This window comes from Rhizobium sp. 18055 (genome assembly GCF_902706285.1).
In the GTDB taxonomy this organism is placed as follows: Bacteria; Pseudomonadota; Alphaproteobacteria; order Rhizobiales; family Rhizobiaceae; genus Rhizobium.
In genome coordinates this window covers 207,453-233,065 of the sequence record NZ_CACSKD010000002.1, presented here as the reverse complement: position 1 = coordinate 233,065, position 25,613 = coordinate 207,453, and the positions used below count along the sequence as shown (strand labels likewise).

At 60.2% G+C, this 25,613-nt stretch carries 23 protein-coding genes; 17 read left to right on the top strand and 6 right to left on the bottom strand.

All coding sequences use genetic code 11. The features are described 5' to 3' along the window. Positions 1 to 3 precede the first annotated feature (3 nt). A complete protein-coding gene (gene clpA / locus GVL52_RS04620) occupies positions 4 to 2,514 on the top strand; it encodes an ATP-dependent Clp protease ATP-binding subunit ClpA (protein WP_160004325.1) in 2,511 nt (836 codons plus the stop codon). 134 nt (positions 2,515 to 2,648) lie between these two features. Here the strand turns inward: clpA and GVL52_RS04615 are convergent, their stop codons facing one another. The 4 genes from GVL52_RS04615 to GVL52_RS04600 all read right to left on the bottom strand — a co-directional run bounded on the left by GVL52_RS04615 (position 2,649) and on the right by GVL52_RS04600 (position 5,584). Then, positions 2,649 to 3,074, bottom strand: a complete 426-nt coding sequence (locus tag GVL52_RS04615) for an HIT family protein (RefSeq protein ID WP_160004323.1) — start codon at positions 3,072 to 3,074, stop codon at positions 2,649 to 2,651. Between the two features lie 53 nt (positions 3,075 to 3,127). Then, the gene (locus GVL52_RS04610) at positions 3,128 to 4,321 is read right to left on the bottom strand and encodes a GNAT family N-acetyltransferase (RefSeq protein WP_160004321.1); all 1,194 of its coding nucleotides are present in this window, start codon (positions 4,319 to 4,321) and stop codon (positions 3,128 to 3,130) included. A gap of 76 nt (positions 4,322 to 4,397) precedes the next feature. Continuing rightward, the gene (locus GVL52_RS04605; protein WP_160004319.1) at positions 4,398 to 5,117 is read right to left on the bottom strand and encodes a glycerophosphodiester phosphodiesterase; all 720 of its coding nucleotides are present in this window, start codon (positions 5,115 to 5,117) and stop codon (positions 4,398 to 4,400) included. Then, the gene (locus GVL52_RS04600; protein ID WP_160004317.1) at positions 5,117 to 5,584 is read right to left on the bottom strand and encodes a RidA family protein; all 468 of its coding nucleotides are present in this window, start codon (positions 5,582 to 5,584) and stop codon (positions 5,117 to 5,119) included. The genes GVL52_RS04605 and GVL52_RS04600 overlap by 1 nt, the downstream gene beginning before the upstream one ends. 136 nt (positions 5,585 to 5,720) lie before the next feature. On the opposite strand from GVL52_RS04600, the gene GVL52_RS04595 reads away from it, so the two are divergent. The 15 genes from GVL52_RS04595 (at position 5,721) to lpxB (ending at position 20,740) form a co-directional block, all read left to right on the top strand. Beyond that, on the top strand, positions 5,721 to 6,557 hold the full coding sequence (locus GVL52_RS04595; protein ID WP_160004315.1) for a cell envelope integrity EipB family protein: 837 nt from the start codon (positions 5,721 to 5,723) through the stop codon (positions 6,555 to 6,557). 137 nt (positions 6,558 to 6,694) lie between these two features. Next, the gene (locus GVL52_RS04590) at positions 6,695 to 7,378 is read left to right on the top strand and encodes a pentapeptide repeat-containing protein (protein WP_244619101.1); all 684 of its coding nucleotides are present in this window, start codon (positions 6,695 to 6,697) and stop codon (positions 7,376 to 7,378) included. A gap of 225 nt (positions 7,379 to 7,603) precedes the next feature. After that, positions 7,604 to 8,371, top strand: coding sequence for a 30S ribosomal protein S2 (gene rpsB / locus GVL52_RS04585; RefSeq protein ID WP_160004313.1), 768 nt, complete (start codon positions 7,604 to 7,606; stop codon positions 8,369 to 8,371). Between the two features lie 242 nt (positions 8,372 to 8,613). Next, positions 8,614 to 9,540, top strand: coding sequence for a translation elongation factor Ts (gene tsf / locus GVL52_RS04580; RefSeq protein ID WP_160004311.1), 927 nt, complete (start codon positions 8,614 to 8,616; stop codon positions 9,538 to 9,540). 93 nt (positions 9,541 to 9,633) lie between these two features. Continuing rightward, positions 9,634 to 10,356: a UMP kinase gene (gene pyrH, locus GVL52_RS04575; protein WP_160004309.1), complete on the top strand. Its 723-nt coding sequence runs from the start codon at positions 9,634 to 9,636 to the stop codon at positions 10,354 to 10,356. A gap of 52 nt (positions 10,357 to 10,408) precedes the next feature. Next, positions 10,409 to 10,969, top strand: a complete 561-nt coding sequence (gene frr, locus GVL52_RS04570) for a ribosome recycling factor (protein ID WP_160004307.1) — start codon at positions 10,409 to 10,411, stop codon at positions 10,967 to 10,969. A gap of 44 nt (positions 10,970 to 11,013) precedes the next feature. Beyond that, complete coding sequence (locus tag GVL52_RS04565) at positions 11,014 to 11,760, top strand: isoprenyl transferase (RefSeq protein WP_160004305.1); 747 nt, start codon at positions 11,014 to 11,016, stop codon at positions 11,758 to 11,760. Next, positions 11,760 to 12,593, top strand: a complete 834-nt coding sequence (locus tag GVL52_RS04560; RefSeq protein WP_160004303.1) for a phosphatidate cytidylyltransferase — start codon at positions 11,760 to 11,762, stop codon at positions 12,591 to 12,593. The genes GVL52_RS04565 and GVL52_RS04560 overlap by 1 nt, the downstream gene beginning before the upstream one ends. 28 nt (positions 12,594 to 12,621) lie before the next feature. Further along, positions 12,622 to 13,755 (top strand): RIP metalloprotease RseP, encoded by a 1,134-nt coding sequence (rseP, locus tag GVL52_RS04555; RefSeq protein ID WP_160004301.1) that lies wholly within the window; start codon positions 12,622 to 12,624, stop codon positions 13,753 to 13,755. 195 nt (positions 13,756 to 13,950) lie between these two features. After that, complete coding sequence (gene bamA, locus GVL52_RS04550) at positions 13,951 to 16,290, top strand: outer membrane protein assembly factor BamA (protein WP_160004904.1); 2,340 nt, start codon at positions 13,951 to 13,953, stop codon at positions 16,288 to 16,290. Between the two features lie 50 nt (positions 16,291 to 16,340). After that, positions 16,341 to 17,402, top strand: a complete 1,062-nt coding sequence (gene lpxD / locus GVL52_RS04545) for a UDP-3-O-(3-hydroxymyristoyl)glucosamine N-acyltransferase (RefSeq protein WP_160004299.1) — start codon at positions 16,341 to 16,343, stop codon at positions 17,400 to 17,402. Further along, positions 17,395 to 17,862 (top strand): 3-hydroxyacyl-ACP dehydratase FabZ, encoded by a 468-nt coding sequence (gene fabZ / locus GVL52_RS04540; protein ID WP_160004297.1) that lies wholly within the window; start codon positions 17,395 to 17,397, stop codon positions 17,860 to 17,862. The genes lpxD and fabZ overlap by 8 nt, the downstream gene beginning before the upstream one ends. Continuing rightward, positions 17,859 to 18,677, top strand: coding sequence for an acyl-ACP--UDP-N-acetylglucosamine O-acyltransferase (lpxA, locus tag GVL52_RS04535; protein WP_160004295.1), 819 nt, complete (start codon positions 17,859 to 17,861; stop codon positions 18,675 to 18,677). Before fabZ ends, lpxA begins: the two co-directional genes overlap by 4 nt. Before the next feature lie 3 nt (positions 18,678 to 18,680). Continuing rightward, a complete protein-coding gene (locus GVL52_RS04530) occupies positions 18,681 to 19,562 on the top strand; it encodes an LpxI family protein (RefSeq protein WP_160004293.1) in 882 nt (293 codons plus the stop codon). Then, positions 19,559 to 20,740, top strand: coding sequence for a lipid-A-disaccharide synthase (gene lpxB, locus GVL52_RS04525; protein WP_160004291.1), 1,182 nt, complete (start codon positions 19,559 to 19,561; stop codon positions 20,738 to 20,740). The genes GVL52_RS04530 and lpxB overlap by 4 nt, the downstream gene beginning before the upstream one ends. A gap of 30 nt (positions 20,741 to 20,770) precedes the next feature. On the opposite strand, the gene gltA is transcribed toward lpxB, so the two are convergent. Then, positions 20,771 to 22,060, bottom strand: a complete 1,290-nt coding sequence (gltA, locus tag GVL52_RS04520) for a citrate synthase (RefSeq protein WP_160004290.1) — start codon at positions 22,058 to 22,060, stop codon at positions 20,771 to 20,773. A gap of 480 nt (positions 22,061 to 22,540) precedes the next feature. Here gltA and GVL52_RS04515 point away from each other — a divergent pair, with 480 nt between their 5' ends. Next, positions 22,541 to 24,799, top strand: coding sequence for a ComEC/Rec2 family competence protein (locus tag GVL52_RS04515; RefSeq protein WP_244619094.1), 2,259 nt, complete (start codon positions 22,541 to 22,543; stop codon positions 24,797 to 24,799). On the opposite strand, the gene lexA is transcribed toward GVL52_RS04515, so the two are convergent. After that, a complete protein-coding gene (gene lexA, locus GVL52_RS04510; RefSeq protein ID WP_160004289.1) occupies positions 24,780 to 25,502 on the bottom strand; it encodes a transcriptional repressor LexA in 723 nt (240 codons plus the stop codon). The genes GVL52_RS04515 and lexA overlap by 20 nt on opposite strands. Between the last annotated feature and the right edge of the window lie 111 nt (positions 25,503 to 25,613).

The following is a 25,613-nucleotide window of genomic DNA, read 5'->3' as shown; positions in this document are numbered from 1 at the left end:
AACGTGCCAACATTTTCGCCTAGTCTTGAGAAGGCGCTCCATCAGGCACTGACCTTTGCCAACGAGCGGCATCACGAATATGCCACGCTCGAGCATCTGTTGCTCGCCCTGATCGACGATGCCGATGCGGCCGCGGTCATGGGTGCCTGCAACGTCGACCTCGTCGCGCTTCGCAAGACGCTCGTCGAATACGTCGATAACGAACTCTCCAACCTGATCACCGGTTACGATGAGGACTCCAAGCCGACCTCCGGCTTCCAGCGGGTCATTCAGCGTGCGGTGATCCATGTGCAGTCGTCCGGCCGTGAAGAAGTGACCGGCGCCAACGTGCTCGTCGCCATCTTTGCCGAGCGCGAGAGCCATGCAGCCTACTTCCTGCAGGAGCAGGAAATGACCCGCTACGACGCGGTCAACTACATCTCCCACGGCATCGGAAAGCGCGCCGGAACGTCTGAAGCCCGCACTCCGCGCGGTGCCGAGGATGGCGAACCGGAAAGCAAGCCAAGCAGCGCATCGCGCGGCGGCGAGGAAGAAGGCGGTACCAAGAAGCAGCAGGATGCCCTGAAGGCCTATTGCGTCAACCTCAACGAAAAGGCCAAGACCGGCAAGATCGACCCGTTGATCGGTCGTCATGCCGAGGTCAACCGGACGATCCAGATCCTGTGCCGTCGCTCCAAGAACAATCCGCTCTACGTCGGTGATCCGGGTGTCGGCAAGACGGCGATTGCCGAAGGTCTGGCCAAGCGCATCGTCGAGGGCAAGGTGCCGGAAGCGCTGGCTGACGCCACGATCTTCTCGCTCGACATGGGTACGCTGCTGGCCGGCACCCGCTATCGCGGCGATTTCGAAGAGCGTTTGAAGCAGGTCGTCAAGGAACTCGAGGAGTATCCGGGCGCCGTGCTGTTCATCGACGAAATCCACACGGTGATCGGCGCTGGCGCCACATCGGGCGGCGCGATGGATGCATCGAACCTGTTGAAGCCGGCCTTGTCGTCGGGTGCAATCCGTTGCATCGGCTCGACCACCTACAAGGAATATCGCCAGTTCTTCGAGAAGGACCGGGCGCTGGTCCGTCGCTTCCAGAAGATCGATGTGGCAGAACCGTCGATCGAAGACGCGATCGCCATCATGAAGGGCCTCAAGCCCTATTTCGAAGAGTACCACCACCTGCGCTACTCGAACGACGCCATCAAGACGGCGGTCGAGTTGTCGGCCCGCTACATCTCCGACCGGAAGCTGCCGGACAAGGCGATCGACGTGATCGACGAAACCGGTGCGGCCCAGATGCTGCTGCCGCCGTCCAAGCGCCGCAAGCTGATCACCGAGAAGGAAATCGAGGCGACCATCGCCACGATGGCCCGCATCCCGCCAAAGAGCGTGTCGAAGGACGACGAAGCCGTCCTCGCCAATCTGGAGAAGGAACTGCGTTCGGTCGTCTACGGCCAGGACATCGCCATCGAAGCGCTGTCGACCTCGATCAAGCTGGCCCGTGCTGGCCTGCGCGAGCCGAACAAGCCGATCGGCTCCTACGTCTTCTCCGGCCCGACCGGCGTCGGCAAGACGGAAGTCGCCAAGCAGCTTGCCTCGTCCCTCGGCGTCGAGCTCCTGCGCTTCGACATGTCGGAATACATGGAGCGGCACACGGTCTCGCGGCTGCTCGGTGCACCTCCCGGCTATGTCGGCTTCGACCAGGGCGGTCTGTTGACCGATGGCGTCGATCAGCATCCGCATTGCGTGGTTCTGCTCGACGAAATCGAAAAGGCCCATCCAGATATCTACAACATCCTGTTGCAGGTCATGGATCACGGCACGCTGACCGACCATAACGGCAAGAAGATCGACTTCCGCAACGTCATCCTGATCATGACGACCAATGCGGGCGCGTCGGAAATGGCCAAGGCTGCCTTCGGTTTCGGTTCGTCCAAGCGGACGGGCGAAGACGAGGAAGCGCTGAACCGCATCTTCACGCCGGAATTCCGCAACCGTCTCGACGCGGTCATCCCGTTCGCGCCGCTGCCGACCATTGTCATTCACAAGGTCGTGCAGAAGTTCATCATGCAGCTCGAAGCCCAGCTTTCCGAAAGGAACGTCACCTTCGACCTGCACGAGGATGCGATCTCCTGGCTGGCGGAAAAGGGTTACGACGAAAAGATGGGCGCCCGCCCGCTGGCGCGCGTCATCCAGGATGTCATCAAGAAGCCGCTGGCCAACGAAATCCTCTTTGGCAAGCTGAAGAAGGGCGGCGTCGTCAGCGTGACCGTCGGACCGAAGGAAGACGGCGTGCCTGGCATCATCCTCGAATCGGTATCGGAAACGGCGCCGATCAAGCCGAAGCCGGAAGCCGAAGTCGTGCACCCCGAGGGTGACGACCATGATGACGGCGAACTGAAGACCAAGGCTCGTGCCAAGAAGGCGACCGCCACGGTCAAGAAGGCCAAGGCGGCAGTCGCCGAGCCCGAGGTGAAGAGCGCACCGAAAAAAAGCGGTGCGGTGCCAAGGGTGCCGAAGAAGTAAAGTTGAAGCAAAAAAGGCGGCCCTCGGGTCGCCTTTTTCATATCTGCGATACTCTCGCCGCAGAACGTCCTATTCGGTCGCGCATCGAGCCATCTGCCGACCGGCAGAACGCTTCAATATAACCCGGAAAGGCTCTAAAGCTCTGCTTTGATCTTCTCGGCATTGGCGGCCAGCACCGCGCCGTCTTCCATCTGCCCGGAATGCGGCTTCAGCGCCGCGCCGTCATGACGCGGGATGATGTGGAAGTGCAGGTGAAACACCGTCTGTCCCGCAGCCGGTTCGTTGAACTGGCAGACGAAGACGCCATCGGCGTCGAAGGCGTCTTTCACCGCATTGGCGATCTTCTGGACGACAGGAATGGCCTGCATCAGTGCGGCGGGATCGGCATCGAGCAGATTGCGCGATGCCGCCTTGGGCACCACCAGCACATGCCCAGGCGCCTGCGGCATCACATCCATGAACGCCAGCGTATGCTCGTCCTCGTAAACCTTGTGCGACGGGATTTCGCCGCGCAGGATCTTTGCGAAGATGTTGTTGCCGTCGTAAGCCGCGCTGGTCATGGGTAAATCTCCTGATGCTCTTCTGTTCGCGTAACGCGATCGAGGCGAGCGCGTCAATCCTCGTGCTGTAGCCGCTCGCCTTTGCGGAAGGGACTGTGTTCTGTGAGCACCTCGTTCATATGCTCGACATCGTCACGCTCGCGCTCGAGATAATCGCCGATCGCCCGGCGCAGGCCGGCATGGGCGACATAGTGTGCCGAATGCGTTGTCACCGGCAGGTAGCCGCGCGCCAGCTTGTGCTCTCCCTGGGCGCCGGCCTCGACCCGCTTCAGGCCCTTGGCCAGCGCGAAATCGATTGCCTGATGGTAGCAGACCTCGAAATGCAGGAATGGATGATCCTCGATGCAGCCCCAGTGGCGGCCGTAGAGGGTCTCGCCACCGATGAAGTTGATCGCACCGGCGACATAGCGGCCATTGTGCCTGGCCATGACGAGCAGGATATCCTCGGGCATCCGCTCGCCGATCAGCGAGTAGAATTTCCGGGTTAGGTAAGGACGGCCCCATTTGCGGCTGCCGGTATCCATGTAGAAGGTGAAGAACTGGTCCCAGACCTCTTCGGTGAGATCGCTGCCGGTCAGCCAGTCGATGCTGATGCCATTCTCCAGTGCCGCGCGCCGTTCCTTGCGTAGCGCCTTGCGCTTGCGCGACGCCAGCGTCTCGAGGAACGCCTCGTGGTTGGCATAGCCGTCGTTGATGAAATGGAACTGCTGGTCGGTGCGGTGCAGATAGCCCTCCGTCTCCAGCACGCCGACCTCTTCGCCGGGCACGAACGTAATGTGAGCCGAGGAGACGCCGAGCCGGCGCACGACCTCCTTCAGGCTCTCGGCCATGGCGTCCTGCACCGGCAATCGCTCGTAACCGTCGGCAACGAGAAGCCGCGGGCCGGTGGCCGGCGTGAACGGGATGGAGCACTGCAGCTTCGGATAATAACGGCCGCCGGCACGCTCGAAGGCATCGGCCCAGCCGTGGTCGAAGACATATTCGCCCTGGCTGTGGTTCTTGAGATAGCCGGGCAGGGCGCCGACAAGACGCCCGTCGTTGGTCTCAAGCAGCATGTGGTGCCCAAGCCAGCCGGTCTCGGCCGTTGCCGAGCCTGATTCTTCCAGCGAAGACAGGTAGGCGTGCGAGACGAACGGATTGTAGGCCAGCGTGCCGCCTGACCGGGAGGCCCCGGATAGCTGTGACCAGTTGTCCGGCGAGATCGCGGTGAAGGACTGTTCGATTCGGATGGAGAGTTCGTCTGTCATGAAGCGAATGCGAGACCGATTGGGAGGTGAGGGGCTCCCAACCAGTCTGAGCATGATCTTGTCGAAAAAGCGAGCATCAAACCGATGCGCGCGGATCGAAGCCTTCGAAGGTCATCTGGTCGGCATTTTCGAAGCTGTGCTTCACCGCCTTCTCGTCCCGAACCGTCCAGGTGATGACCGTGATACCCTTCTCGCGCTCTGCCGTGATGAACGGGTTGGGCAGGTCCGCATAGAAATAGGAAATGAAGTCGAGACCGAGTTTCATCGCCTTTTCATGGGCTTGGAACTCCTCCGGCTTGTTTCCGCCAGCTGTCAGCCCAAGCGGATAGGGCGCCTTCAGCGCCTTCAGTTCGCGCAGCAGCCAATGGTCGAAGCTCATCAGCGCTACCTCGCCCTGGTATCCCTCCAGCACCTCGAGCACCGCTTCCACAAAGCCGGAATCGTCCTTTTCCCGGCCCTTGAGTTCGATCACGAGAGGGACCTTGCCCTTCACAACTTCGAGAAGTTGCTTCAGCGTCGGGATCTTGTCTGCCGTGCCGCCGACCGACAGCAGTCCGAGTTCCTGCGAGGTGCGCTCGCGAACGTCGCCCTTCAGGTTGCACAGGCGCTTGAGATCCTCGTCGTGGAAAACCACGGGAACGCCGTCGGATGCGTAGTGCAGGTCGCACTCGATCGCGAAGCCTGCTTCGGCTGCGCGGGAGAATGCCGAGAGGGTGTTTTCCCAGACCAGCTTGTTCTGGTCGTGATAGCCGCGATGTGCGACCGGGCGGTCTTTAAGCCATGCTGCAGAGGTCATTACGCAATTTCCATGATGGCATCGATTTCGACGGCGGCGTTCATCGGCAGGGCTGCCATGCCGACGGCGGCGCGCGCATGCTTGCCGGCGTCGCCGAGAACACCGGCGATCAGGTTCGATGCGCCGTTGATGACGAGGTGCTGTTCAACAAACTCGGGCACGGAGGCCACAAAGCCGTTCAGCTTGATCACGCGCCTGATGCGGCCGAGATCGCCGCAGAGAGCGGCGCTTGCCTGCGCCAGGATGTTGATAGCGCAGAGTTCCGCAGCGCGCTGGCCGGTCGCAACATCGACGTTTTTGCCGAGGTGGCCGGTGACCGCGATCTTGCCGCCTTCGAGCGGAAGCTGACCTGAAATGTGGAGAACGTTGCCTGATATGACGTAGGGCACGTAGTTTGCAGCGGGTGCCGCAGCCTCAGGCAGGGATATCCCCATCTCTTTGAGGCGAGCAACGATTTGGTTGGACATTTTCCTCTCCGCTTTTGTTGTGAATAGTTCTAAAACTATGCATCAAGGCTTGAATCAATTTTGTGACATGTTCGAGCCTCGATTTAGCCGGATGCGTTCTTATAACATCGTTGGTGAGTCCAACAGGAGATTATCAATGGTCCGTTCGAGCCTTGCCGCACTCTTCCTAGCAGGCGTTTCGGCAAACGCTTATGCCGCGGCACCTGTCGCCGGCGCGGCCATGGCCACGGGGCTGATTGCGCACCGGGCGATCTATGATCTGGAACTGAAGGATGCGTCGGATCGATCCGGCATCTCGGGCATGTCCGGCCGCATGGTCTATGAGTTCGACGGTGACTATTGCACCGGCTACACCACCAACTTCCGCTTCGTGACGCAGATCGATACCGGCGATGCCGTGCGTGTCAGCGATCAGCAGACCAAGACCTTCGAAAACCTGAAGGACGGCAAGTTCACCTTCGACACCAAGTCGTTCACCGACGATCAGCTCGACAAGGAAGTGAATGGCGCAGCCCAGGATCAGGCCGAGGGCACCAAGGTCGATCTGAAGCAGCCCTCCAGCAAGGAACTGCAGCTGGCTGCCAGCCGCTTTCCAACCGAGCACATGATCGAGGTCATCAAGAACGCCAAGGCCGGCAATCGACTGTTCGAAGCCCGCGTCTTCGATGGCTCCGACGATGGCGACAAGGCGCTGGTGACGACAACGGTCGTCGGCAAATCGGTGACGCCGATGAAGGATGAGGCCGATGCAGGCAATGCCGGCGCATTTGCCAAGACCGCTTTCTGGCCCGTCACGATTTCCTACTTCAACGAAAACACCAAAAGCGACGCCCTTCCGGTCTATCGCATGTCGTTCAAGCTCTACGAGAACGGCATCACCCGTGATCTGACGATGGACTATGGCGACTTCGTTCTCTCCGGCAAGCTGTCGAAGCTCGAGCTCCTTGACGCCAAATCTGTTGCCTGTAAGTAATTGCACACGTTGAGCGATTTCGCAGTGCCAGTCTGACGCAGTATGCAAAGGGATGTGCTTTGTGCTACGGATCGCTGGACGATTGAGCGTTGACGGCGAATGGAGTGCATATCTTGTCAGCCTATAGTGTGTCGATCATGGCCCTGGCGGGTTTGGCTGTCGCGGTGCTGGCGACAGCCTCCACGGGAGCGGTCTCTGCCGCAGATTGCGGCTCGACAGCCGTCGCAGGGATCGATTGGGGTGGTTGCACTAAGAAGAACCTGATGCTGCAGGGCGGCGATTTCCAGAAGGGGAATCTTGCCGATGCGGACTTCACGCTGACCAATCTCAGCCACGCCAATCTTGCTTCGGCCAATCTCGAAAAGGCAACGCTGGTGCGTGCCTGGTTTACCGGCTCCGATCTGACCAAGGCCAACTTCTCCAAGGTCGAAGCCTATCGCTCCGGCTTCGAAGGCGTCAACGCCGAGGGTGCGACCTTTGCCGGTGCCGAACTGCAGCGCGCCAATTTCAATAGTGCCGTGCTGAAAGGCGCGAACTTCGAAAAGGCTGAACTCGGCCGCGTGACATTCAACAAGGCCGATCTGACCGGCGCCAATTTTTCGCTGACCAATCTGTCGCGCGCTGACCTCAGCGGCGCCAAGTTTACCGGGCCGATTTCGTTCGATCGCGCTTTCATGTTCCTGACGAGAATTAGCGGCCTCGATCTGTCTCAGGCGACAGGGCTCGATGAGGCGCAGGTCTCTCTTGCCTGCGGCGATTCGAACACCAAGCTGCCGGCAGGTATGGCGACGCCAACCAGCTGGCCCTGCGACGCGGACTGACCGCCTGCAACCCATTGCGATACCGTTCCGTCCTATCTAGCGGCCTTCAACGGCAATTTTGCCGATAAGGCTTGATTTTCCGGGACGGGGAGGGTATGGCCACCCGCATTCCACACGTAAGGCTTGGGATTGTCCGGGAGAAATCCGGATCGTTCCGCCCGGTGGCATTCTCGAAGAGAGTGCTGTTCGCCTTGCGGAGGTTCAACCGGAAAAGGATAACTAGGCATGGCATTGCCCGATTTTTCTATGCGCCAGCTTCTCGAAGCCGGCATCCACTTCGGCCACCAGACTCACCGCTGGAACCCGAAGATGAAGCCGTACATTTTCGGCGATCGTAACAACATCCACATCATCGACCTTGCACAGACGGTTCCGCTTCTGTCGCGCGCGCTGCAGGTTGTTTCCGACACCGTAGCCCGTGGCGGCCGCGTTCTGTTCGTTGGCACCAAGCGCCAGGCTTCCGAGCTCATCGCTGACTCGGCCAAGCGTTCCGCTCAGTACTACGTCAACTCGCGTTGGCTCGGCGGCATGATGACCAACTGGAAGACGATCTCCAACTCGATCCAGCGTCTGCGCAAGCTCGACGAAATCCTCAACGGCGACGCCCAGGGCTTCACCAAGAAGGAACGTCTGAACCTTGAGCGCGAACGCGAAAAGCTCGACAAGGCTCTCGGTGGTATCAAGGACATGGGCGGCACGCCTGACCTGATGTTCATCATCGACACCAACAAGGAAAAGATCGCGATCGACGAAGCCAAGCGCCTCGGCATCCCGGTTGTCGCCATCATCGACTCGAACTGCGATCCGGATCTCATCGATTACCCGATCCCGGGCAACGACGACGCTTCGCGCGCCATCGCTCTGTACTGCGACCTGATCGCACGCGCTGCCATCGACGGCATCGCTCGTCAGCAGGGCGCTTCGGGCCGCGACATGGGTGCTTCGATCGAAGCCATGGTCGAGCCGGCTCTCGAAGGCGAAGCCGAAGCCTGATAAAGAAGCAGGCGGGCTGCAAGGTCCGTCATGCTTTCCAGAGATTGGGAAAGGCCGCTCGTGACTCTCAGAAGTTCGGCGGCCTTGACCGTTTCAGGCGAGGGCTCCTGGCCCGTCGCCAAACAAGTTTCGTTATGACGCGTCTTTCATCACGCTGTCATACATACAGGTACATTTCGTGCCTCAATCCGGTGCCGCGCCGCCTTTTGCGGCCCACCGTTTGAACCGACAAGAGGAAGCTTATGACCGAGATTACGGCTGCACTGGTGAAGGAACTGCGCGAGAAGTCTGGCGCTGGCATGATGGACTGCAAGAAGGCGCTGGTCGAAAACAACGGCGACATCGAAGCGTCGATCGACTGGCTGCGCGCCAAGGGCATCTCCAAGGCTGATAAGAAGTCGGGCCGTACGGCTGCTGAAGGCCTGATCGCCATCGGCGGCGCCGGCCACAAGGCTGTTGTCATCGAGCTCAACTCCGAAACCGACTTCGTTGCCCGTAACGACGCTTTCCAGGATCTGGCTCGCGGCATCGCTTCCGTTGCCCTGACCACCGACGGCACTGTTGAAGCCATTTCGGCTGCGACCTACCCTGCATCCGGCAAGCCGGTTGCCGACACCATCAAGGACGCGATCGCCACCATCGGCGAGAACATGACGCTCCGTCGTGCCGTCAAGCTGGAAGTCGAACACGGCGTTGTTGCGACCTACATCCACAACGCTGCCGGCGATGGCATCGGCAAGCTCGGCGTTCTCGTTGCCCTGAAGTCTGTCGGCGACAAGGCCGTCCTGACATCGATCGGCCGCCAGGTTGCCATGCACATCGCGGCGACCAACCCGCTCGCCATCCGTTCTGAAGAAGTCGATGCTGCTGTCGCCGAGCGCGAACGCAACGTCTTCATCGAACAGGCGCGCGAATCCGGCAAGCCGGAAGCCATCATCGAAAAGATGGTCGATGGCCGCATGCGCAAGTTCTTCGAAGAAGTTGCTCTTCTCTCGCAGGCCTTCGTGATCAACCCTGACCTGACGGTCGGCGCTGCGATCAAGGAAGCTGAGAAGGAAGCCGGCGCATCGATTGAAGTGGTCGGCATGGCCCGTCTGCTCCTCGGAGAAGGCGTCGAGAAGGAAGAGTCTGATTTCGCTGCAGAAGTCGCTGCAGTCGCCAAGGGCTGATCGAGCTATATATGTGAAAACAGGAGGGCATCGCGTGACAACGCGATGCCCTTCGTGTATCCGGGCCTCAGCGGTGATAAACGAGGAGCCAAGATGTCGTCAGAGCCTGTCTACAAACGCGTTCTACTTAAGGCTTCCGGCGAAGCCCTTATGGGCAGCCAGGGATTTGGAATCGATGTAGCGGTGGCCGACCGCATTGCGGCTGACATTGCCGAAGCGCGGCATATGGGTGTGGAAGTCGGCGTCGTCGTCGGCGGCGGCAACATCTTCCGCGGCGTCGCCGTTGCCTCAAAGGGCGGCGATCGTGTCACGGGCGACCACATGGGTATGCTCGCGACCGTCATCAACGCGCTGGCGCTGGCGACTTCGCTGCGCAAGCTGAGCATCGATACCGTCGTCCTGTCGGCGATTGCCATGCCGGAAATCTGCGAGAGCTTCTCGCAGCGTGCCACGCTCTACCACCTGTCGTTGGGCCGTGTGGTCATCTTCGCAGGTGGCACCGGCAACCCGTTCTTCACCACCGACTCGGCTGCAGCCCTGCGCGCCGCCGAAATCGGCGCTGAGGCGATCTTCAAGGGCACGCAGGTCGACGGCATCTATTCCGCCGACCCGAAGAAGGTGCCGGACGCGACCCGCTTCGACCACCTGACCCACAAGGAAGTCCTCGACAAGGGACTGGCCGTCATGGACGTGGCGGCGGTTGCCCTGGCACGCGAAAATTCCATTCCGATCATCGTCTTCTCGATCCACGAGAAGGGCGGTTTTGCTGAAATCCTCAGGGGCGGCGGTCTGAAGACCGTGGTCACCGACAACTGACAGAGTGGCGGCATGGCTATGCCGCAGCTTCTACCGAGACGGGAGCACTGACATGAGTGAAGGCATCGAAATCAAGGAAATCAAGCGTCGCATGGACGGCGCCATTTCCTCTTTCAAAAGCGATATCGCATCGCTGCGCACCGGCCGCGCGTCGGCAAACATTCTCGACCCGATCACGGTCGAAGCCTATGGTTCACGCGTACCGTTGAACCAGGTGGCCAACATCACCGTTCCGGAGCCGCGTATGTTGTCCGTGTCTGTCTGGGACAAGACGATGGTGTCGGCAACCGAGCGCGCGATCCGCGAATCGAGCCTCGGCCTCAACCCGATCATCGACGGCCAGAATCTGCGCATCCCGCTGCCGGAGCTCAACGAAGAGCGCCGCAAGTCTCTCGTCAAGGTCGCCCACGACTATGCCGAGAAAAGCAAGGTTGCGATTCGCCATGTACGCCGTGACGGCATGGACGGCCTTAAGAAAGCCGAAAAGGACGGTGTCATAGGGCAGGACGTCAGCCGCGCGCAGTCGGATCGTGTGCAGAAGATGACGGATGAGACGATTTCTGAGATCGACCGCTTGCTTGGCGATAAGGAAAAGGAAATCATGCAGGTCTAGGGTGCTTTGCGCCTGCGCCTTGGACTGTAAAAACCGGACGGGAAATGTTGGAACGAACATTTGTGACTGTACCAGAACACGTTGCCATCATCATGGATGGCAACGGTCGATGGGCAAAGCAGCGGGGGTTGCCGCGCACCATGGGACACCGCAAGGGCGTTGACGCCGTGCGAGAGACCGTGCGTGCGGCTGGCGACATCGGGGTCAAGTATCTTACGCTTTTCGCGTTCTCTTCGGAAAACTGGCGTCGCCCGGAAACGGAAGTTTCCGATCTGCTGGGCTTGCTGAAGGCCTTCATCCGCCGCGATCTGTCGGAATTGCACCGGCAGAACGTGCGGGTAAAGATCATTGGTGACCGGCACGGCCTGCAGAACGACATTCTCGATCTGTTGATCGATGCCGAGGAAACCACCAAGGGCAATACGGCACTGACGCTGGTCATTGCCTTCAACTACGGCTCCCGCGACGAGATCGCCCGCGCCATGGTCAGCCTGGCGCGCGATGTCGAGGATGGCCGGTTGCGCGCGATGGATATAACGCCGGCGCTTATCAACGCCCGGCTGGACACGGCCGGCATCCCGGATCCGGATCTCATCATCCGCACCAGCGGCGAAGAGCGGCTGTCGAATTTTCTTCTGTGGCAGGCTGCCTACTCGGAATTTATCTTCATTCCGGATTACTGGCCTGATTTCAGCCGCGAGACGTTCTATTCCGCGCTTGAGACGTTCGCGTCGCGCAATCGCCGCTTCGGTGGCCTGGTTGCCGAGACGGCCGCGGCAGTGGGAAGCTGATGCCACGCGAATTGCAGCTTCGTATTGTTTCGGGACTGATCCTTGCCGTCATCGTGCTTGCCGCCACATGGTCTGGTGGTCTGGCATTCAGCATTCTCTCTGCCCTTATCGGTCTGCTGATCTACTATGAATGGTCGACCATCACGCGGCTCAATACGGAGCAGCCCGTCGCCAATACAATAGGCTGGATCGGGCAGGCGGCGATTGCCGTTGCTGTGGTCGCCGGCACGGTTGGCTATTCTGTCGTTCTTCTCCTGCTGTTTTTCGCCATTGCCGTCGGCTTCGTCGTCATCCGTGGTGTCTCGCGCTGGTTTCCTGCGGGCATGATCTATGCCGGCCTCACCGGGATCGCGCTGTCGAGCATCCGTGGCGCCGACAGTGTCGGTCTGCATGCCATGCTCTACGTCTTCGCCGTTGTCTGGGCCACGGATATCCTGGCCTATTTCATCGGCCGTGCGATCGGCGGGCCCAAGCTTGCGCCGAAGATCTCGCCCGGCAAAACCTGGTCGGGCGCCATTGGTGGCGCCGTCTGCGCGGTGATCGCCGGTGGCTTGGTCGCCTATGTGGTATCTCCGCAAAGCGTGGCATTGGCGGCACTGGTCGCCTTCGTCCTGTCGGTTTGCAGCCAGGCAGGCGATCTGTTCGAATCCTTCATCAAGCGCCGCTTCGGCGTGAAAGACTCAAGCCGTCTTATTCCGGGTCATGGCGGCGTCATGGACCGGGTTGACGGGCTCATTTTCGCCTGTTTTGCGGCGTTCTTGCTAGCCGGGCTTTTTTCGCTGATAAAGGGCGGAGAAATGGCGTCGTTAGGCGCAGTTCTGTTCGGCGTTTGATGCCAGAACAGGCTGGTGGAAGGATCTTATGGCAGGCTTGACCGGAATTTTTGGGTTTCTGACGGGATATATCGTTCCTTTCGTGCTCGTGCTTTCGCTTTTGGTGTTCATCCACGAGATGGGGCACTATCTGGTCGGCCGCTGGAGCGGCATCCGCATCCTGGCGTTCTCCGTCGGTTTCGGTCCCGAGCTCGTCGGCTTCACCGACAGTCACGGAACGCGTTGGAAACTCTCGCTAATCCCGCTCGGCGGTTATGTCCGATTCTTCGGCGACGAAGATGCTTCCAGCAAGCCCGATGAGGGCAAGCTTGCCGAAATGTCGGCAGAGGATCGGGCCCGATCCTTTGCCGGCGCCAAGCTCTGGAAGCGGGCCGCCACGGTCGCAGCCGGCCCGATCGCCAATTTCATCCTGGCGATCGCGATCTTCACCGTGCTCTTCACGATTTACGGCCGCGCCGTCGCCGATCCCGTTGTCGCCGAGGTCAAGCCGGGCAGTGTTGCAGCCGAAGCTGGCGTCGTCCCGGGCGACCTTCTGGTCGCTATCGATGGCTCCAAGGTCCAGACATTCGACGATGTGCGCCGCTACGTCAGCATTCGTCCGATGCAGAAGATCGTCGTGACGATTGAGCGCAATGGCCAGAAGCTCGACGTGCCGATGGTGCCGGCGCGCACCGATATGACCGACCAGTTCGGCAACAAGATAGAGATCGGTCTGATCGGTATCGTCACCAATCAGGAAGTCGGACATTTCCGCCAGCAGACCTACACGCCGCTGCAGGCGCTCCACGAGGGAACGCTCCAGACCTGGCATATCGTCACCGGCACCTTCAAATATATTGGCAATCTGCTGTCGGGCTACATGAAGCCGGACCAGCTGGGTGGGCCCATACGCGTGGCGCAAGCTTCAGGGCAGATGGCGACCCTGGGCGTTGCAGCTTTGCTTCAGCTGGCAGCTGTCTTGTCGGTTTCTATCGGATTACTCAACCTGATGCCGGTTCCGGTACTTGATGGCGGCCATCTGATGTTCTATGCGATTGAAGCTATAAGGGGAAAGCCGTTAGGCTCGTCGGCCCAGGAGATTGCGTTTCGCATTGGACTGGCCATGGTTTTGAGCCTGATGGTGTTTGCCACCTGGAACGACATAAGTGCACTGATCGGCTGATTGCAGGACGAGGAAAAATAACGGTTTATTTACGATGTTTCAAAGCTGTAGTGGCCAAAGCGTCACGCTTTGAAATGAAGTAAACAGAAATTAACTTGCTCCCTTGCTTGTATATCAAAAGCGGGTAAAACGACACACGTGACCGGAATCGGGGGACGCCTGAAGCTGGGGACGAGAAAAAAGGTAATGGGTGAAATGAAGGCTGGTTCAAGATTTTTGAACGCAGTATCGGCGGTTGCGCTGTCTGCAGGTATTGTTGCGTCGGGAGCGGGTGCAACAATGTTGATCTCGGCAACTGCTGCTGAGGCTGCGACTATTCAGCGTATCGATGTGCGCGGTGCAAACCGCGTCGGCGCCGAGGCTGTTCGGTCCAACCTGACGATCCAACCGGGTGCAAGCTTCTCCAACACCGATATCGATGACTCGGTGAAGCAGCTGTACGACACGGGTTACTTCTCAGACGTCAAGATTTCTGTTTCCGGCAGCACGTTGCTTGTCACAGTTGAGGAAGCTCAGCTGGTCAATCAGGTCGTGTTCAACGGCAACCGCAAGATCAAGGATGACAAGCTCGCCGCTGCGGTCAAGACCCAGCCATCGGGCCCTTACAGCGAAGCCCAGGTTCAGGCCGACATTCAGACGATCAAGGACGCCTATGCTGCGACCGGTCGTAACGAGATCGAAGTGACGACGCAGGTCGTGCCGCTCGGTCAAGGTCGCGTCAACCTCGCCTTCGTCATCAACGAAGGTGATCGCACGAAGATCGACTCGATCAACTTCGTCGGCAACAACGCCTACAGCTCCGGCCGTCTGGCATCGGTGATCGCCACCAAGCGAAGCAACTTCCTGTCCTTCCTGACGCGCAAGGACGTGTACAGCGACGACAAGCTGCATGCAGACGAGGAAGCGCTCCGCCAGTTCTATTACAACCGCGGTTACGCCGATTTCCGGATCGTGTCGTCGGATGCTGCATTCGATGAAGCAACCAACAAGTACACACTGACCTTCAATGTTGAAGAAGGTCCGCGCTACGATTTCGGCGCCGTCTCGGTTCAGTCCACCGTTCAGGGCATCGATGGCGCTGAGCTGCAGAAGCTCGTGCGGACGCATGAAGGCGAAGTTTACAACGCCAAGGAAGTTCAGAAGTCGATGGAAGCGATTTCGGATCAGGTGGCATCTGCCGGCTATCCGTTCGCCCGCGTCACGCCACGTGGCAACCGCGATCTGAACAACAACACCATCGGTGTCGAATACCTCGTCGATCAGGGCGAGCGCGCCTACGTCGAGCGTATCGAAATCCGCGGCAACAGCCGTACACGCGATTTCGTTATCCGCCGCGAATTCGACATGAGCGAAGGCGACGCCTTCAATCAGCAGATGATCACCAGAGCCAAGCGTCGCCTTGAAGCTCTTGGCTACTTCTCGACCGTCAACATCACCACGCAGCCTGGCAGCTCGCCGGATCGCGTCGTGGTCATCGTCGATGTTCAGGATCAGTCCACCGGTTCGTTCGGTATCGGCGCAGGCTATGCTGCCGGCGGCGACGGTCTGCTGCTCGAAGCCTCGATCGAAGAAAAGAACTTCCTCGGACGTGGCCAGTACATCAAGGTATCGGCCGGCGGTGGTCAGGAAGGGTCCCGGACCTACGGCCTGAACTTCACCGAGCCTTACTTCCTCGGCTATCGTCTTGCTGTCGGCTTCGATCTCAACCACAGTGAGACGTCGAGCAACGACAATTACGACTACGAAGAAAACAACGTCGTCCTGCGCGCCACCGCGCCGATCACCGAAGATCTGGCGACCACGTTCCGCTATAACTACAAGCAGATGAAGTACGATCCGTCAGGTTCGCTGTCTGATCTGTCGACACCGTACCAGGACCTCGTCAACAACAGCCCGTGGGTCAAGTCGTCCGTTTCGCAGACGCTGACCTACAACACGCTGGATGACATGATCCTGCCGCGTGAAGGTATCTACGCCAGTGCCACGCACGAAATCGCCGGCCTCGGTGGTGATTCGCAGTTCTACAAGATCTACGGCAAGGCACGTTACTATCACCTGCTCGCAGACGATGCCGACATCATCGGTTCGGTTGCCGGCTCTGCCGGTTACGTCGTCGGCTTCGGCAAGGACCTTCACGTATTCGATCAGTTCACGCTGACGAACGGCGATATTCGCGGCTTCGAAAACAAGGGTATCGGCCCACGCGTTGGCGGTGGTCCCGATGATCCCTTGGGTGGCACGACCTACTTCACGGTTTCTGCAGAAGCCAGCTTCCCGCTTCCGGCATTCCCGCGTGACTTCGGTCTTCGTGGTGCGGTGTTTGCCGACGCAGGTACGCTCTTCGGCAACAAGGTCGGCGTGAGTGGCAGTGAGTTTGTCAACGGCGAAGATGCGGCTCTGCGCGCCTCTGTCGGTATCGGCCTCGTCTGGAACTCGCCGTTCGGCGCCCTGCGCGTCGATTACGCGATCCCGGTTCTCAAGGAAGACTACGACAAGGTTCAGCACTTCAAGTTTGGCATCAACAACCAATTCTGATATCGGCAGTCCGGAACCGTACAATCGAATTCCGTTCTGGAGATTTGCCGATGGAGCAAACTTGTTTCTTTCTGCCCCATGATGGCGTGAAGCTTTCCGAGCTGGCGCAGTTTCTTGGGGCAGACCTTGCCGACCCCAAACATGCCGATGTCATGATCAAATCCGTTTCGCCCGTTAGCCGGGCGAAAGCGGGCGATCTCTGCTACGTCATCTCGAAGAGAAGCAAGGATGAGCTCGTCACGTGCGAGGCGTCCGCGGTTCTCTGCAGCTCAGCGCTTCAATCGATCGTGCCTGCTCATGTGCCGGTTCTTGTGTCGAAGAACGCCCATGCTGCCTTCGCAATGGCTGGCGGGCTTCTCTATCCGACGGCATTACAGCCGCTGACGCTGATGTCGGATGGTTCAGGCGTTTCCGACCGGGCCGCGGTCGATCCGACAGCCAAGCTTGAGAGCAACGTGGCAGTCGAGCCGTTTGCAGCGATCGGTGCGCATGCCGAGATCGGCGAGGGCACCCGTATCGGCGCTGGCGCCATCATCGGCCCAGGCGTCAAGATCGGCCGCAACTGCTCGATTGCCGCTGGAGCCAGCGTGCTCTGCGCTCTGGTTGGAAACGGCGTCATCATCCACAATGGTGCGCGTATCGGCCAGGACGGCTTCGGCTATGCGCCTGGACCGCGCGGAATGATCAAGATCGTCCAGATCGGCCGCGTCATCCTGCAGGATAATGTCGAGGTCGGGGCCAACACCACGATCGACCGCGGTACCATGGATGACACGGTGATCGGCGAAGGCACCAAGATCGATAATCTGGTCCAGATCGGCCACAACGTCCGCATCGGTCGCCATTGCGCCATCGTCTCGCAGGTCGGCATCGCCGGCAGCGCTGTGATCGGCGACGGCGTGCAGATCGGTGGTCATACCGGAATCAAGGGCCATATAACCATTAGTGATGGCGTCCAGATCGCCGCGATGAGCGGCGTCATCTCGGATATCCCCGCTGGGGAACGCTACGGAGGCATCCCTGCGCGGCCGGTACATGATTTTCTGCGCGAAGTCGCGACAGTCATGATGCGGTCGACAGGTGCCAAGAAAACGGGAGAAAAGAATGACTGAAGAAGTCAAAAAAACGCTTTTTTCGGCAGATATCATTGAAATCATGAAGCTTCTGCCGCATCGCTATCCTTTCTTGTTGGTCGACAGGATCATCGAGATCGATGGCGACGATTCAGCGATCGGCATCAAGAACGTGACCGCCAACGAGCCGCATTTCACCGGGCACTTCCCGGAATCCCCGATCATGCCGGGCGTGCTGCTGGTGGAGGGCATGGCCCAGACAGCCGGGGCGATCTGTGCGAAGAAGGACGGCGAGACCGGTAATCTGGTTTACTTCATGACCATCGACAATGCCCGCTTCCGCAAGCCGGTGATTCCTGGTGATCGTGTCGAATTTCACGTGAAGAAGCACAAGCAGCGCGGTAATATCTGGAAGTTCCATTGCGATGCCAAGGTTGATGGAGCGCTCGTCGCAGAAGCCGATATCGGCGCGATGATCGTTCGCAAGGATAAAGCATGAGCACGATTGCATCCAGCGCAAGCATTCATCCGATGGCCGTCGTCGAAGATGGCGCCATCATTGGCGAGAACGTCAAGATCGGCCCCTTCTGCCATGTCGGCCCCAGGGTCGTTCTCGGCGATGACGTCGAACTGCTGGCTCACTCGGTGGTGATGGGCATCACGACGATCGGCAAGGGCACGAAAATCTTCCCGATGGCTGTCATCGGTGGCGATCCGCAGAGTGTGCACCATGGCGGCGAGGAAACCACGCTTTCGATCGGTGACAACTGCACGATGCGCGAAGGCGTGACGATCAACACCGGCACTGCCGATTTCGGTGGCAAGACCATTGTCGGCAACAACAATCTCTTCCTGGCAAATTCGCACGTCGCCCATGATTGCCGCGTCGGCAACAATGTCATCATGTCGAACAACGTCATGTTGGCCGGTCACGTGGTCATCGAGGATCGCGTCATTCTTGGCGGCGGTTGCGCCGTGCATCAGTTCACCCGCGTCGGCAGGCATGCCTTCGTCGGCGGCCTCTCGGCTGTCAGCTACGATGTCATTCCCTACGGTATGCTGAATGGCAATCCCGGCCTGCTGGGTGGCCTCAATGTCGTCGGCATGACACGCGCCGGCGTTGACCGCGCAACGATCCACGTCGTCCGTCGCGCCTACAAGGCGATCTTCGAGGGCGAAGGCAACGTGCGCGACAATGCAGCCGCCATCCGCGAAGAATTCGCCGATTGCGAGCAGGCCGTGCAGATCCTTGATTTCATTGCTGCAGACAGCGATCGCGCTCTTTCCTCTCCGACCCGGGGACAGAAGGGGTGATCCTTGTCTCCGGTCAGTGATACGACAAAAGGCCGCCTGGCAATCATCGCCGGAAGCGGCTTTCTGCCGTCCTACGTTGCCGAGGCAGCCAGGAGTGCGGGCGAAAACCCGCTGATCATCGCGCTCAAGAACGAGACCGACCGGTCGTGGGAAGGCTTCGAGCATGCCATCGTCGGCGTCGGCGATTTCGCTGCCATCGACCGGATGCTCGAGAGCAACCGCATCGAGCGCGTCGTGATGTCGGGTGCCGTTCGTCGCCGTCCGGAATGGCGCGAGGTGCGTCCGACGCTGAAGACGCTTGCCACCATCCCCTCGACCATCCGCACGCTGCTGTCGGGCGGTGACGATACCGTGCTGCGCATGGTGATCGGGCTGATCGAGAAGAATGGACGGCGGGTCATCGGCGTGCAGGAAATCGCTCCCGATCTGCTGGCCGCCGTTGGTCCGCTCGGTGCCGTGACCCCCACGGGTGATGACATCAAGGACATCGCCAAGGCCGGTGCCGCAGCCGACGCGCTTGGTCGGCTGGATGTCGGGCAGGGTGCCGTGTCCGTCGGTGGCCGCATTGTCGCACTGGAAGGCGTCGAGGGCACCGACAGCATGCTGGAGCGGGTTGCCGCGCTGCGCGCAGCCGGACGCATCTCGACGCGCCGCCGCGGGGTGTTGGTGAAGCTCTGCAAGCCGCAGCAGGATCTGCGCGCCGATCTGCCCTCCATCGGAATTTCGACCATCGAGAACGCCCGCAAGGCAGGTCTCGCAGGCGTGGCGATCGAAGCCGGCCGAGCGCTGATCCTCGATCGTCCGGCTGTCATTGCAGCCGCCAAGGAGGCCGGTCTGTTCGTCTGCGGTCTGGACCGGGGATTGCCGTCCTGGGGGCTTGAATGAATGAGCGTGCGTTGAAGGTGGCAATCATTGCCGGCGAAGTTTCCGGCGATCTGCTGGCGGCTGACCTGATCTCCGCCCTGAAAGAGCAGCATGAAGGCCCGGTGGAATTGATCGGTGTTGGCGGCGAGGGGCTGCAGGCGCAGGGCCTCACATCGCTGTTCGACTTCTCCGAACTGTCGATCATGGGCATCACCCAGGTGCTCGGCAAGCTGCCGCTACTGGTCAGGCGCATCCGCCAGACGGCAGCGGCGGTTATCGCGGCAAGGCCCGACGTGCTTGTTATCGTCGATAGCCCGGATTTCACCCACCGCGTTGCCAGGCGCGTACGCATGGCGCTGCCTGATCTGCCTGTCGTCAACTACGTCTGTCCCAGCGTCTGGGCCTGGAAGGAATACCGGGCGAAGCGGATGCTGCCCTATATCGACCATGTGCTGGCCGTCCTTCCCTTCGAGCCCGAAGTCATGCGCAGGCTCGGCGGCCCGCCGACAACCTATGTCGGCCATCGCCTGACAGCGGATAGCAATGTGCTCGCCACCCGGCATGCCAGGGCGGCGAGCAAGCCGCGTGGCCCCGATGAGCGCAAGACGATCATGCTGCTTCCCGGCTCGCGCAGCTCCGAGATCACCAAGCTGCTGCCCTATTTCGGAGACGCCGTGAACGAGCTCTCCGCCCGCAACGCCAACCTCCGTTTCATCCTGCCGACCATGCCGCGCCGCGAGGCGATGGTGCGCGAGCTCATCAAGGACTGGCCCCTGCAGCCGGAGATCGTCACCGGCGTCGATCAGAAGTGGCTGGCCTTTGCAGAAGCCGATGCCGCGATGGCTGCTTCAGGCACGGTGATCCTCGAACTGGCGCTTTCGGGCGTCCCTTGCGTGTCGGCCTACAAGACCGACTGGATCATCAAGATGATGTACAAACGCATCAAGATCTGGACGGCGGCGATCCCGAACCTGATTGCCGACTATGCCATCATTCCCGAATACATCAACGAAGTCATCCGCGGCGCCAGCCTGGTTCGCTGGGTCGAGAAGCTGTCGTCCGACACCTTGCCGCGCCGCGCCATGATCGAAGGCTATGACCTTGTCTGGGAGCGGATGCAGACGGAAAAGCCGCCTGGCGTGCATGCCGCCGAGGTCGTGCTCGATGTGCTGAGACAAAAAAAACCCGGTCAGTTCTGACCGGGTTTTTTGTTGGCTCTATAGCGTCGATTAACGCTTGGAAACCGGCAGGTAATCGCGCTGTGGTTCGCCGATGTAGAGCTGGCGCGGGCGACCGATGCGCTGCTGCGGATCTTCGATCATTTCGTTCCACTGTGCGATCCAGCCGACGGTGCGGGCAAGAGCGAACAGAACGGTGAACATGGTCGTGGGGAAGCCCAGAGCCTTCAGCGTGATGCCGGAGTAGAAGTCGATGTTCGGATAGAGCTTCTTCTCGATGAAGTATGGGTCCGTCAGCGCAATGCGCTCCAGTTCCATCGCCACGTCGAGCAAAGGATCATCCTTGATGCCGAGTTCGCCGAGCACTTCATGGCAGGTCTTCTGCATGATCTTGGCGCGCGGATCGTAGTTCTTGTAGACGCGGTGACCGAAGCCCATCAGACGGAACGGATCATTCTTGTCCTTGGCGCGGGCGATGTATTCAGGAATACGATCGACGGAGCCGATCTCGGTCAGCATGTTGAGCGCTGCTTCGTTGGCGCCGCCATGAGCCGGGCCCCAGAGGCAGGCAATGCCGGCCGCGATGCAGGCGAAGGGGTTGGCGCCCGAGGAACCGGCCAGACGAACGGTCGAAGTCGAGGCGTTCTGCTCGTGATCGGCGTGCAGGATGAAGATGCGGTCCATGGCGCGGGCAAGCACCGGATTGGCCACATACTCCTCGCAGGGAACCGCAAAGCACATGCGCAGGAAGTTCGACGCATAGTCCAGATCGTTCTTCGGATAAACGAAGGGCTGGCCGATGTGGTACTTGTAGGCCATCGCGGCCAGCGTCGGCATCTTGGCGATCATTCGCAGCGAAGCGACCATGCGCTGGTGCGGATCCGTGATGTCGGTCGAGTCGTGATAGAAGGCAGAGAGAGCGCCGACGCAGCCGCACATGACGGCCATCGGGTGCGCATCGCGGCGGAAGCCGGTGAAGAAGCGCGACATCTGCTCGTGCACCATGGTGTGGTGCGTGACGCGATGATCGAAATCCTTCTTCTGCGCTGCTGTCGGCAGTTCGCCGTAGAGAAGCAGGTAGCAGACTTCGAGGAAGTCGCCCTGTTCGGCAAGCTGCTCGATGGGGTAACCGCGATGGAGCAGAACGCCCTCGTCGCCGTCGATGTAAGTGATTTTCGATTCACAGGAAGCGGTCGAGGTGAAACCAGGATCGTACGTGAAGGAAGCCGTGTTTTTGTAGAGGGCGCCGATATCGATGACATCTGGTCCGATCGTGCCGCTTTTTACAGCTAGCTCGACTGTCTTGTCACCGAGTTTCAGTGTTGCGCTTTGATCCGTCATTCTGATCCTCCAAACTGGCGGGTGGCGCCATAAAAGCGCCATAGGGTTAAGCGTCGTCTGCGATAGCTATATGATCGCGCGCCTAATGCCAAGTTACCGTGACGCCATTTTGTGCATCGCAGTATCAACTTTTAAGCACTCCAGCGATGTCGTTCGCGCATAGCGGAAGCCGATGATAAACCTGACCTTTTTGATGGTTTTATTTCCCGTTTGAATTCAATCGATTATTGTTGATTGTTGCCTCTTCAGGCTGCATTTTGGTTGCAGGTTAGGGTGGCTTGCGAGTGTCGTTGCATGCCGGAGTTGAAAACCAGTAACGCTGTTTTGACGACACCTGATGTGGCGCACATGGCCGATGTGCCTGCTATTTCAGGACTGGATAACCATGCCATAGTGACGCGCGCGGCTTTGACGCAGCAGACCTCCCGTTTTTCGAGTCGGGCAAGACGCGGAATCGAAAGGTATGCGGCAGCGGGCCAAATGGCTCTTGCTGCCGAATTCGACCATGGGCGTTTCTTCCTGGCCTCTCCTGTCTTGCTTGGCGCAGGCGCCATCGCGTGGTTCAGGCTTGCCACCGATGTCGAGCTCACGAGGCTGTTGGCCTGGGCCGCCGTGCTTGCGCTGGTATTCTTGCTGGCAGGCGTTGAGCGCGTTGCCGTGCGCCGGACGGTGCTGGCCGGCCTCCTTGTCGTAGTAGGGATGTTCGCTGCCCAGCTGGAAACATGGCGCGCTGCAACGGTCATTCTCGACTCACCCGTCACCACCACGCTGACCGGCCGCGTCGAGCGTCGCGAGGGCGACGACCATGGCCGGTGGCGCTACATCGTCCGGGTGACCGGTACCGACACGCCCGTCCTGAAGCGTCCGCCTGAGCATGTCTCGCTGGTCGCCCGCAGCGGCGCGCCTGTCGAGGTCGGTGGCTGGCTGAGCGGCCGCGTCCGCTTGACGCCACCGGCGGGACCGGCACTGCCCGGCCTCAACGACTTCGGCTTCTCTGCCTATTTCGACGGCATCGGCGCCAATGGCTTCTTCTACGGAAATCCGCAGCCTGCACCGTCTCCGACCGGCGGAGCCAATCTCTCAGCCGGCGATCTCACGCTGCAGTGGCTCTACGGCCTGCGCAGCCGCGTCGGCGACCGGATCCGCGACATTTTGCCTGGTGACACCGGCGCCTTCGCCGCCTCGCTGGTGACCGACGAGCGGCGCGCAATTTCGAATGAAACGACGGAAGCGCTGCGCCAATCCGGTCTCGCGCATATCGTCGCCATCTCCGGCCTCAACATGGCGCTTTCCGCCGGCATCTTCTTCGTCGGCCTGCGCTCTGCGTTCGGCTTGTTTCCGGGCTTCGCCCAGGCCCATCCGACCAAGAAGATCGCAGCCGCCGGCGCGCTGATAGCGCTGACCGCCTATTACATGATCTCCGGCTTCGCCGTCTCGGCCGAGCGCGCCTTCATCATGATGGCGATCATGCTGATTGCCGCACTTTTCGACCGGCCGTCGATCAGCCTGCGCAACATTGCGCTGTCGGCGCTGCTGATCCTCCTGACATCGCCATCCGAAGCGCTCGGCCCCAGCTTCCAGATGTCGTTTGCCGCAACGCTGGCGCTGGTGGCAGGCTACGCGATCTGGACCAAGCGCCCGCACCGCGACGGCATCATCCTCAGCCATCCCGCCATGAAGCCGGTCGTCACTGTCCTGCGCTTCTTCGGCGGCATTGCGCTGACATCGATGATCGGCGGCTTCTCGACGGCGCTGTTTTCGATCGAGCATTTTCACCGGCTGAGCGGCTATGGCCTGCCGGCCAATCTGCTGGCGATGCCCATCATCTCCTTCATCGTTATGCCGATGGGGATGCTGGCGATGCTGCTGACGCCGTTCGGCCTCGACGTGCTGCCATGGAAGGTGGCCGGCTTCGGTCTGGATCTGGTCATTGATATCTCGAAGATGGTCTCGGCCTGGGGCGGCACCGTCGATGTCGGCCGCATTCCCGAGTGGTATTTCGCGGTCGCCGTCCTCGGATTCCTGATGACATCTCTGATGCTCACGCGTCTGCGCTACATCGGCGCCGCAATCGCTGCCACGGCAACGCTTGTTGTTGTCACGCTGCCCTCGGCGCCGCCTGCCGCGTTGGTCGTCGCCGACGATGGCAGTGTGGTTGCGGCGATCAAGGGCGATGTTCTGGCAAGCAACCGCGAAAAGCCGCCCGACTTCATCTTCGGCCAGTGGCAAAGAGCACTGGCGATTGAAAATCATCAGCCCCCTGACATGCTGGAAGGCGAGGCGCTGGCAATTCCCAAAAAAGGAGAGGCGCGCCGGAGGCTGACACCACGGCAGCAGCGCGAAGCCCGCGGCATGATGCGCAACGCGGCAGTCTCTGCGGCCGAGAGTGGCTTCCTGTGCCTGAAGACGGCGTGGTGCGTAACGTCGCTCGACAGCGGTTACGTCGTGGTGACGCTTGAGAACGCAGCCTATCTCGGCCCCGCCTGCGATACGGCTGACATCGTCATCACGCCCATACGCCTGCGACGGGCCGAATGCCGCTCCGGCGCAATGTTGCTGACGGGCGAAACGCTACGCCGCTCCGGCGCTCTCGAAATCCGGATCGACGAGCAGGGCAAACCGGTCGTTACCGCAGCCTATGACGGGCTGGACCGCCCGTGGATGCACCATCGCGCCTATGACTGGCGCAATGCCGCGTTCACGGAAGTGTCGTTACCGGTCAGTGATAGCGGCGAATGAGGCCGACGAGCTTGCCCTGGACCTTGACGCGGTCAGGCCCGAAAATGCGTGTTTCGTAAGCCGGGTTGGCGGCTTCGAGCGCGATGGAGGCGCCCTTGCGGCGGAACCGCTTCAGCGTCGCTTCCTCGTCATCGACGAGCGCCACGACGATATCGCCTGGATTGGCAGTGTTGCTGTTGCGGATGATCACGGTGTCGCCGTCGAAGATGCCGGCCTCGATCATCGAGTCGCCCTTGACCTCCAGCGCGTAATGTTCGCCGGCGCCGAGCATGTCGGCGGGAACGGTGATGTCGTGGGTGTTGTTCTGGATCGCCGAGATCGGCACACCGGCAGCGATCCGGCCCATCACCGGGACGGTCGCCGAATTGCCGTTGTCGGCGCTGGGCGCCGGCTTCGGGGCAGGGGCGGCAACCAGCTGCGGCTTTCCGAGGCTGCCCTCGATGACGCTCGGTGAGAAGCCGCGGCGTGGCTGCAGGCTCGGATTATAGGCTTCCGGCAGCTTGATCACCTCGAGCGCGCGCGCCCTGTTCGGCAGCCGGCGAATGAAGCCGCGCTCTTCAAGTGCGGTGATCAGCCGGTGGATGCCGGATTTCGACGCGAGGTCGAGTGCATCCTTCATCTCGTCGAAAGAAGGGGGAACGCCCGACTCTTTCATCCGTTCGTGAATGAACAGAAGTAGTTCCTGTTGCTTGCGTGTCAGCATCGAAATGAACCCCAGAGTCGTGAAACAAAGCCAGAACGGACACTATATGTTCCATATGTGTTCCGCAAGTGCCTAAATTTTCGTAAAACTTGGCTCGGAATTGTCGTGTTT

Bases quoted from the DNA above. Each gene is read 5' to 3' on its own strand.
- GVL52_RS04615 (WP_160004323.1), bottom strand. From the start codon at position 3,074: ATGACCAGCGCGGCTTACGACGGCAACAACATCTTCGCAAAGATCCTG.
- GVL52_RS04610 (WP_160004321.1), bottom strand. From the start codon at position 4,321: ATGACAGACGAACTCTCCATCCGAATCGAACAGTCCTTCACCGCGATC.
- GVL52_RS04605 (WP_160004319.1), bottom strand. From the start codon at position 5,117: ATGACCTCTGCAGCATGGCTTAAAGACCGCCCGGTCGCACATCGCGGC.
- GVL52_RS04600 (WP_160004317.1), bottom strand. From the start codon at position 5,584: ATGTCCAACCAAATCGTTGCTCGCCTCAAAGAGATGGGGATATCCCTG.
- GVL52_RS04595 (WP_160004315.1), top strand. From the start codon at position 5,721: ATGGTCCGTTCGAGCCTTGCCGCACTCTTCCTAGCAGGCGTTTCGGCA.
- GVL52_RS04590 (WP_244619101.1), top strand. From the start codon at position 6,695: ATGGCCCTGGCGGGTTTGGCTGTCGCGGTGCTGGCGACAGCCTCCACG.
- rpsB (WP_160004313.1), top strand. From the start codon at position 7,604: ATGGCATTGCCCGATTTTTCTATGCGCCAGCTTCTCGAAGCCGGCATC.
- tsf (WP_160004311.1), top strand. From the start codon at position 8,614: ATGACCGAGATTACGGCTGCACTGGTGAAGGAACTGCGCGAGAAGTCT.
- pyrH (WP_160004309.1), top strand. From the start codon at position 9,634: ATGTCGTCAGAGCCTGTCTACAAACGCGTTCTACTTAAGGCTTCCGGC.
- frr (WP_160004307.1), top strand. From the start codon at position 10,409: ATGAGTGAAGGCATCGAAATCAAGGAAATCAAGCGTCGCATGGACGGC.
- GVL52_RS04565 (WP_160004305.1), top strand. From the start codon at position 11,014: ATGTTGGAACGAACATTTGTGACTGTACCAGAACACGTTGCCATCATC.
- GVL52_RS04560 (WP_160004303.1), top strand. From the start codon at position 11,760: ATGCCACGCGAATTGCAGCTTCGTATTGTTTCGGGACTGATCCTTGCC.
- rseP (WP_160004301.1), top strand. From the start codon at position 12,622: ATGGCAGGCTTGACCGGAATTTTTGGGTTTCTGACGGGATATATCGTT.
- bamA (WP_160004904.1), top strand. From the start codon at position 13,951: ATGAAGGCTGGTTCAAGATTTTTGAACGCAGTATCGGCGGTTGCGCTG.
- lpxD (WP_160004299.1), top strand. From the start codon at position 16,341: ATGGAGCAAACTTGTTTCTTTCTGCCCCATGATGGCGTGAAGCTTTCC.
- fabZ (WP_160004297.1), top strand. From the start codon at position 17,395: ATGACTGAAGAAGTCAAAAAAACGCTTTTTTCGGCAGATATCATTGAA.
- lpxA (WP_160004295.1), top strand. From the start codon at position 17,859: ATGAGCACGATTGCATCCAGCGCAAGCATTCATCCGATGGCCGTCGTC.
- lpxB (WP_160004291.1), top strand. From the start codon at position 19,559: ATGAATGAGCGTGCGTTGAAGGTGGCAATCATTGCCGGCGAAGTTTCC.
- gltA (WP_160004290.1), bottom strand. From the start codon at position 22,060: ATGACGGATCAAAGCGCAACACTGAAACTCGGTGACAAGACAGTCGAG.
- GVL52_RS04515 (WP_244619094.1), top strand. From the start codon at position 22,541: ATGGCTCTTGCTGCCGAATTCGACCATGGGCGTTTCTTCCTGGCCTCT.
- lexA (WP_160004289.1), bottom strand. From the start codon at position 25,502: ATGCTGACACGCAAGCAACAGGAACTACTTCTGTTCATTCACGAACGG.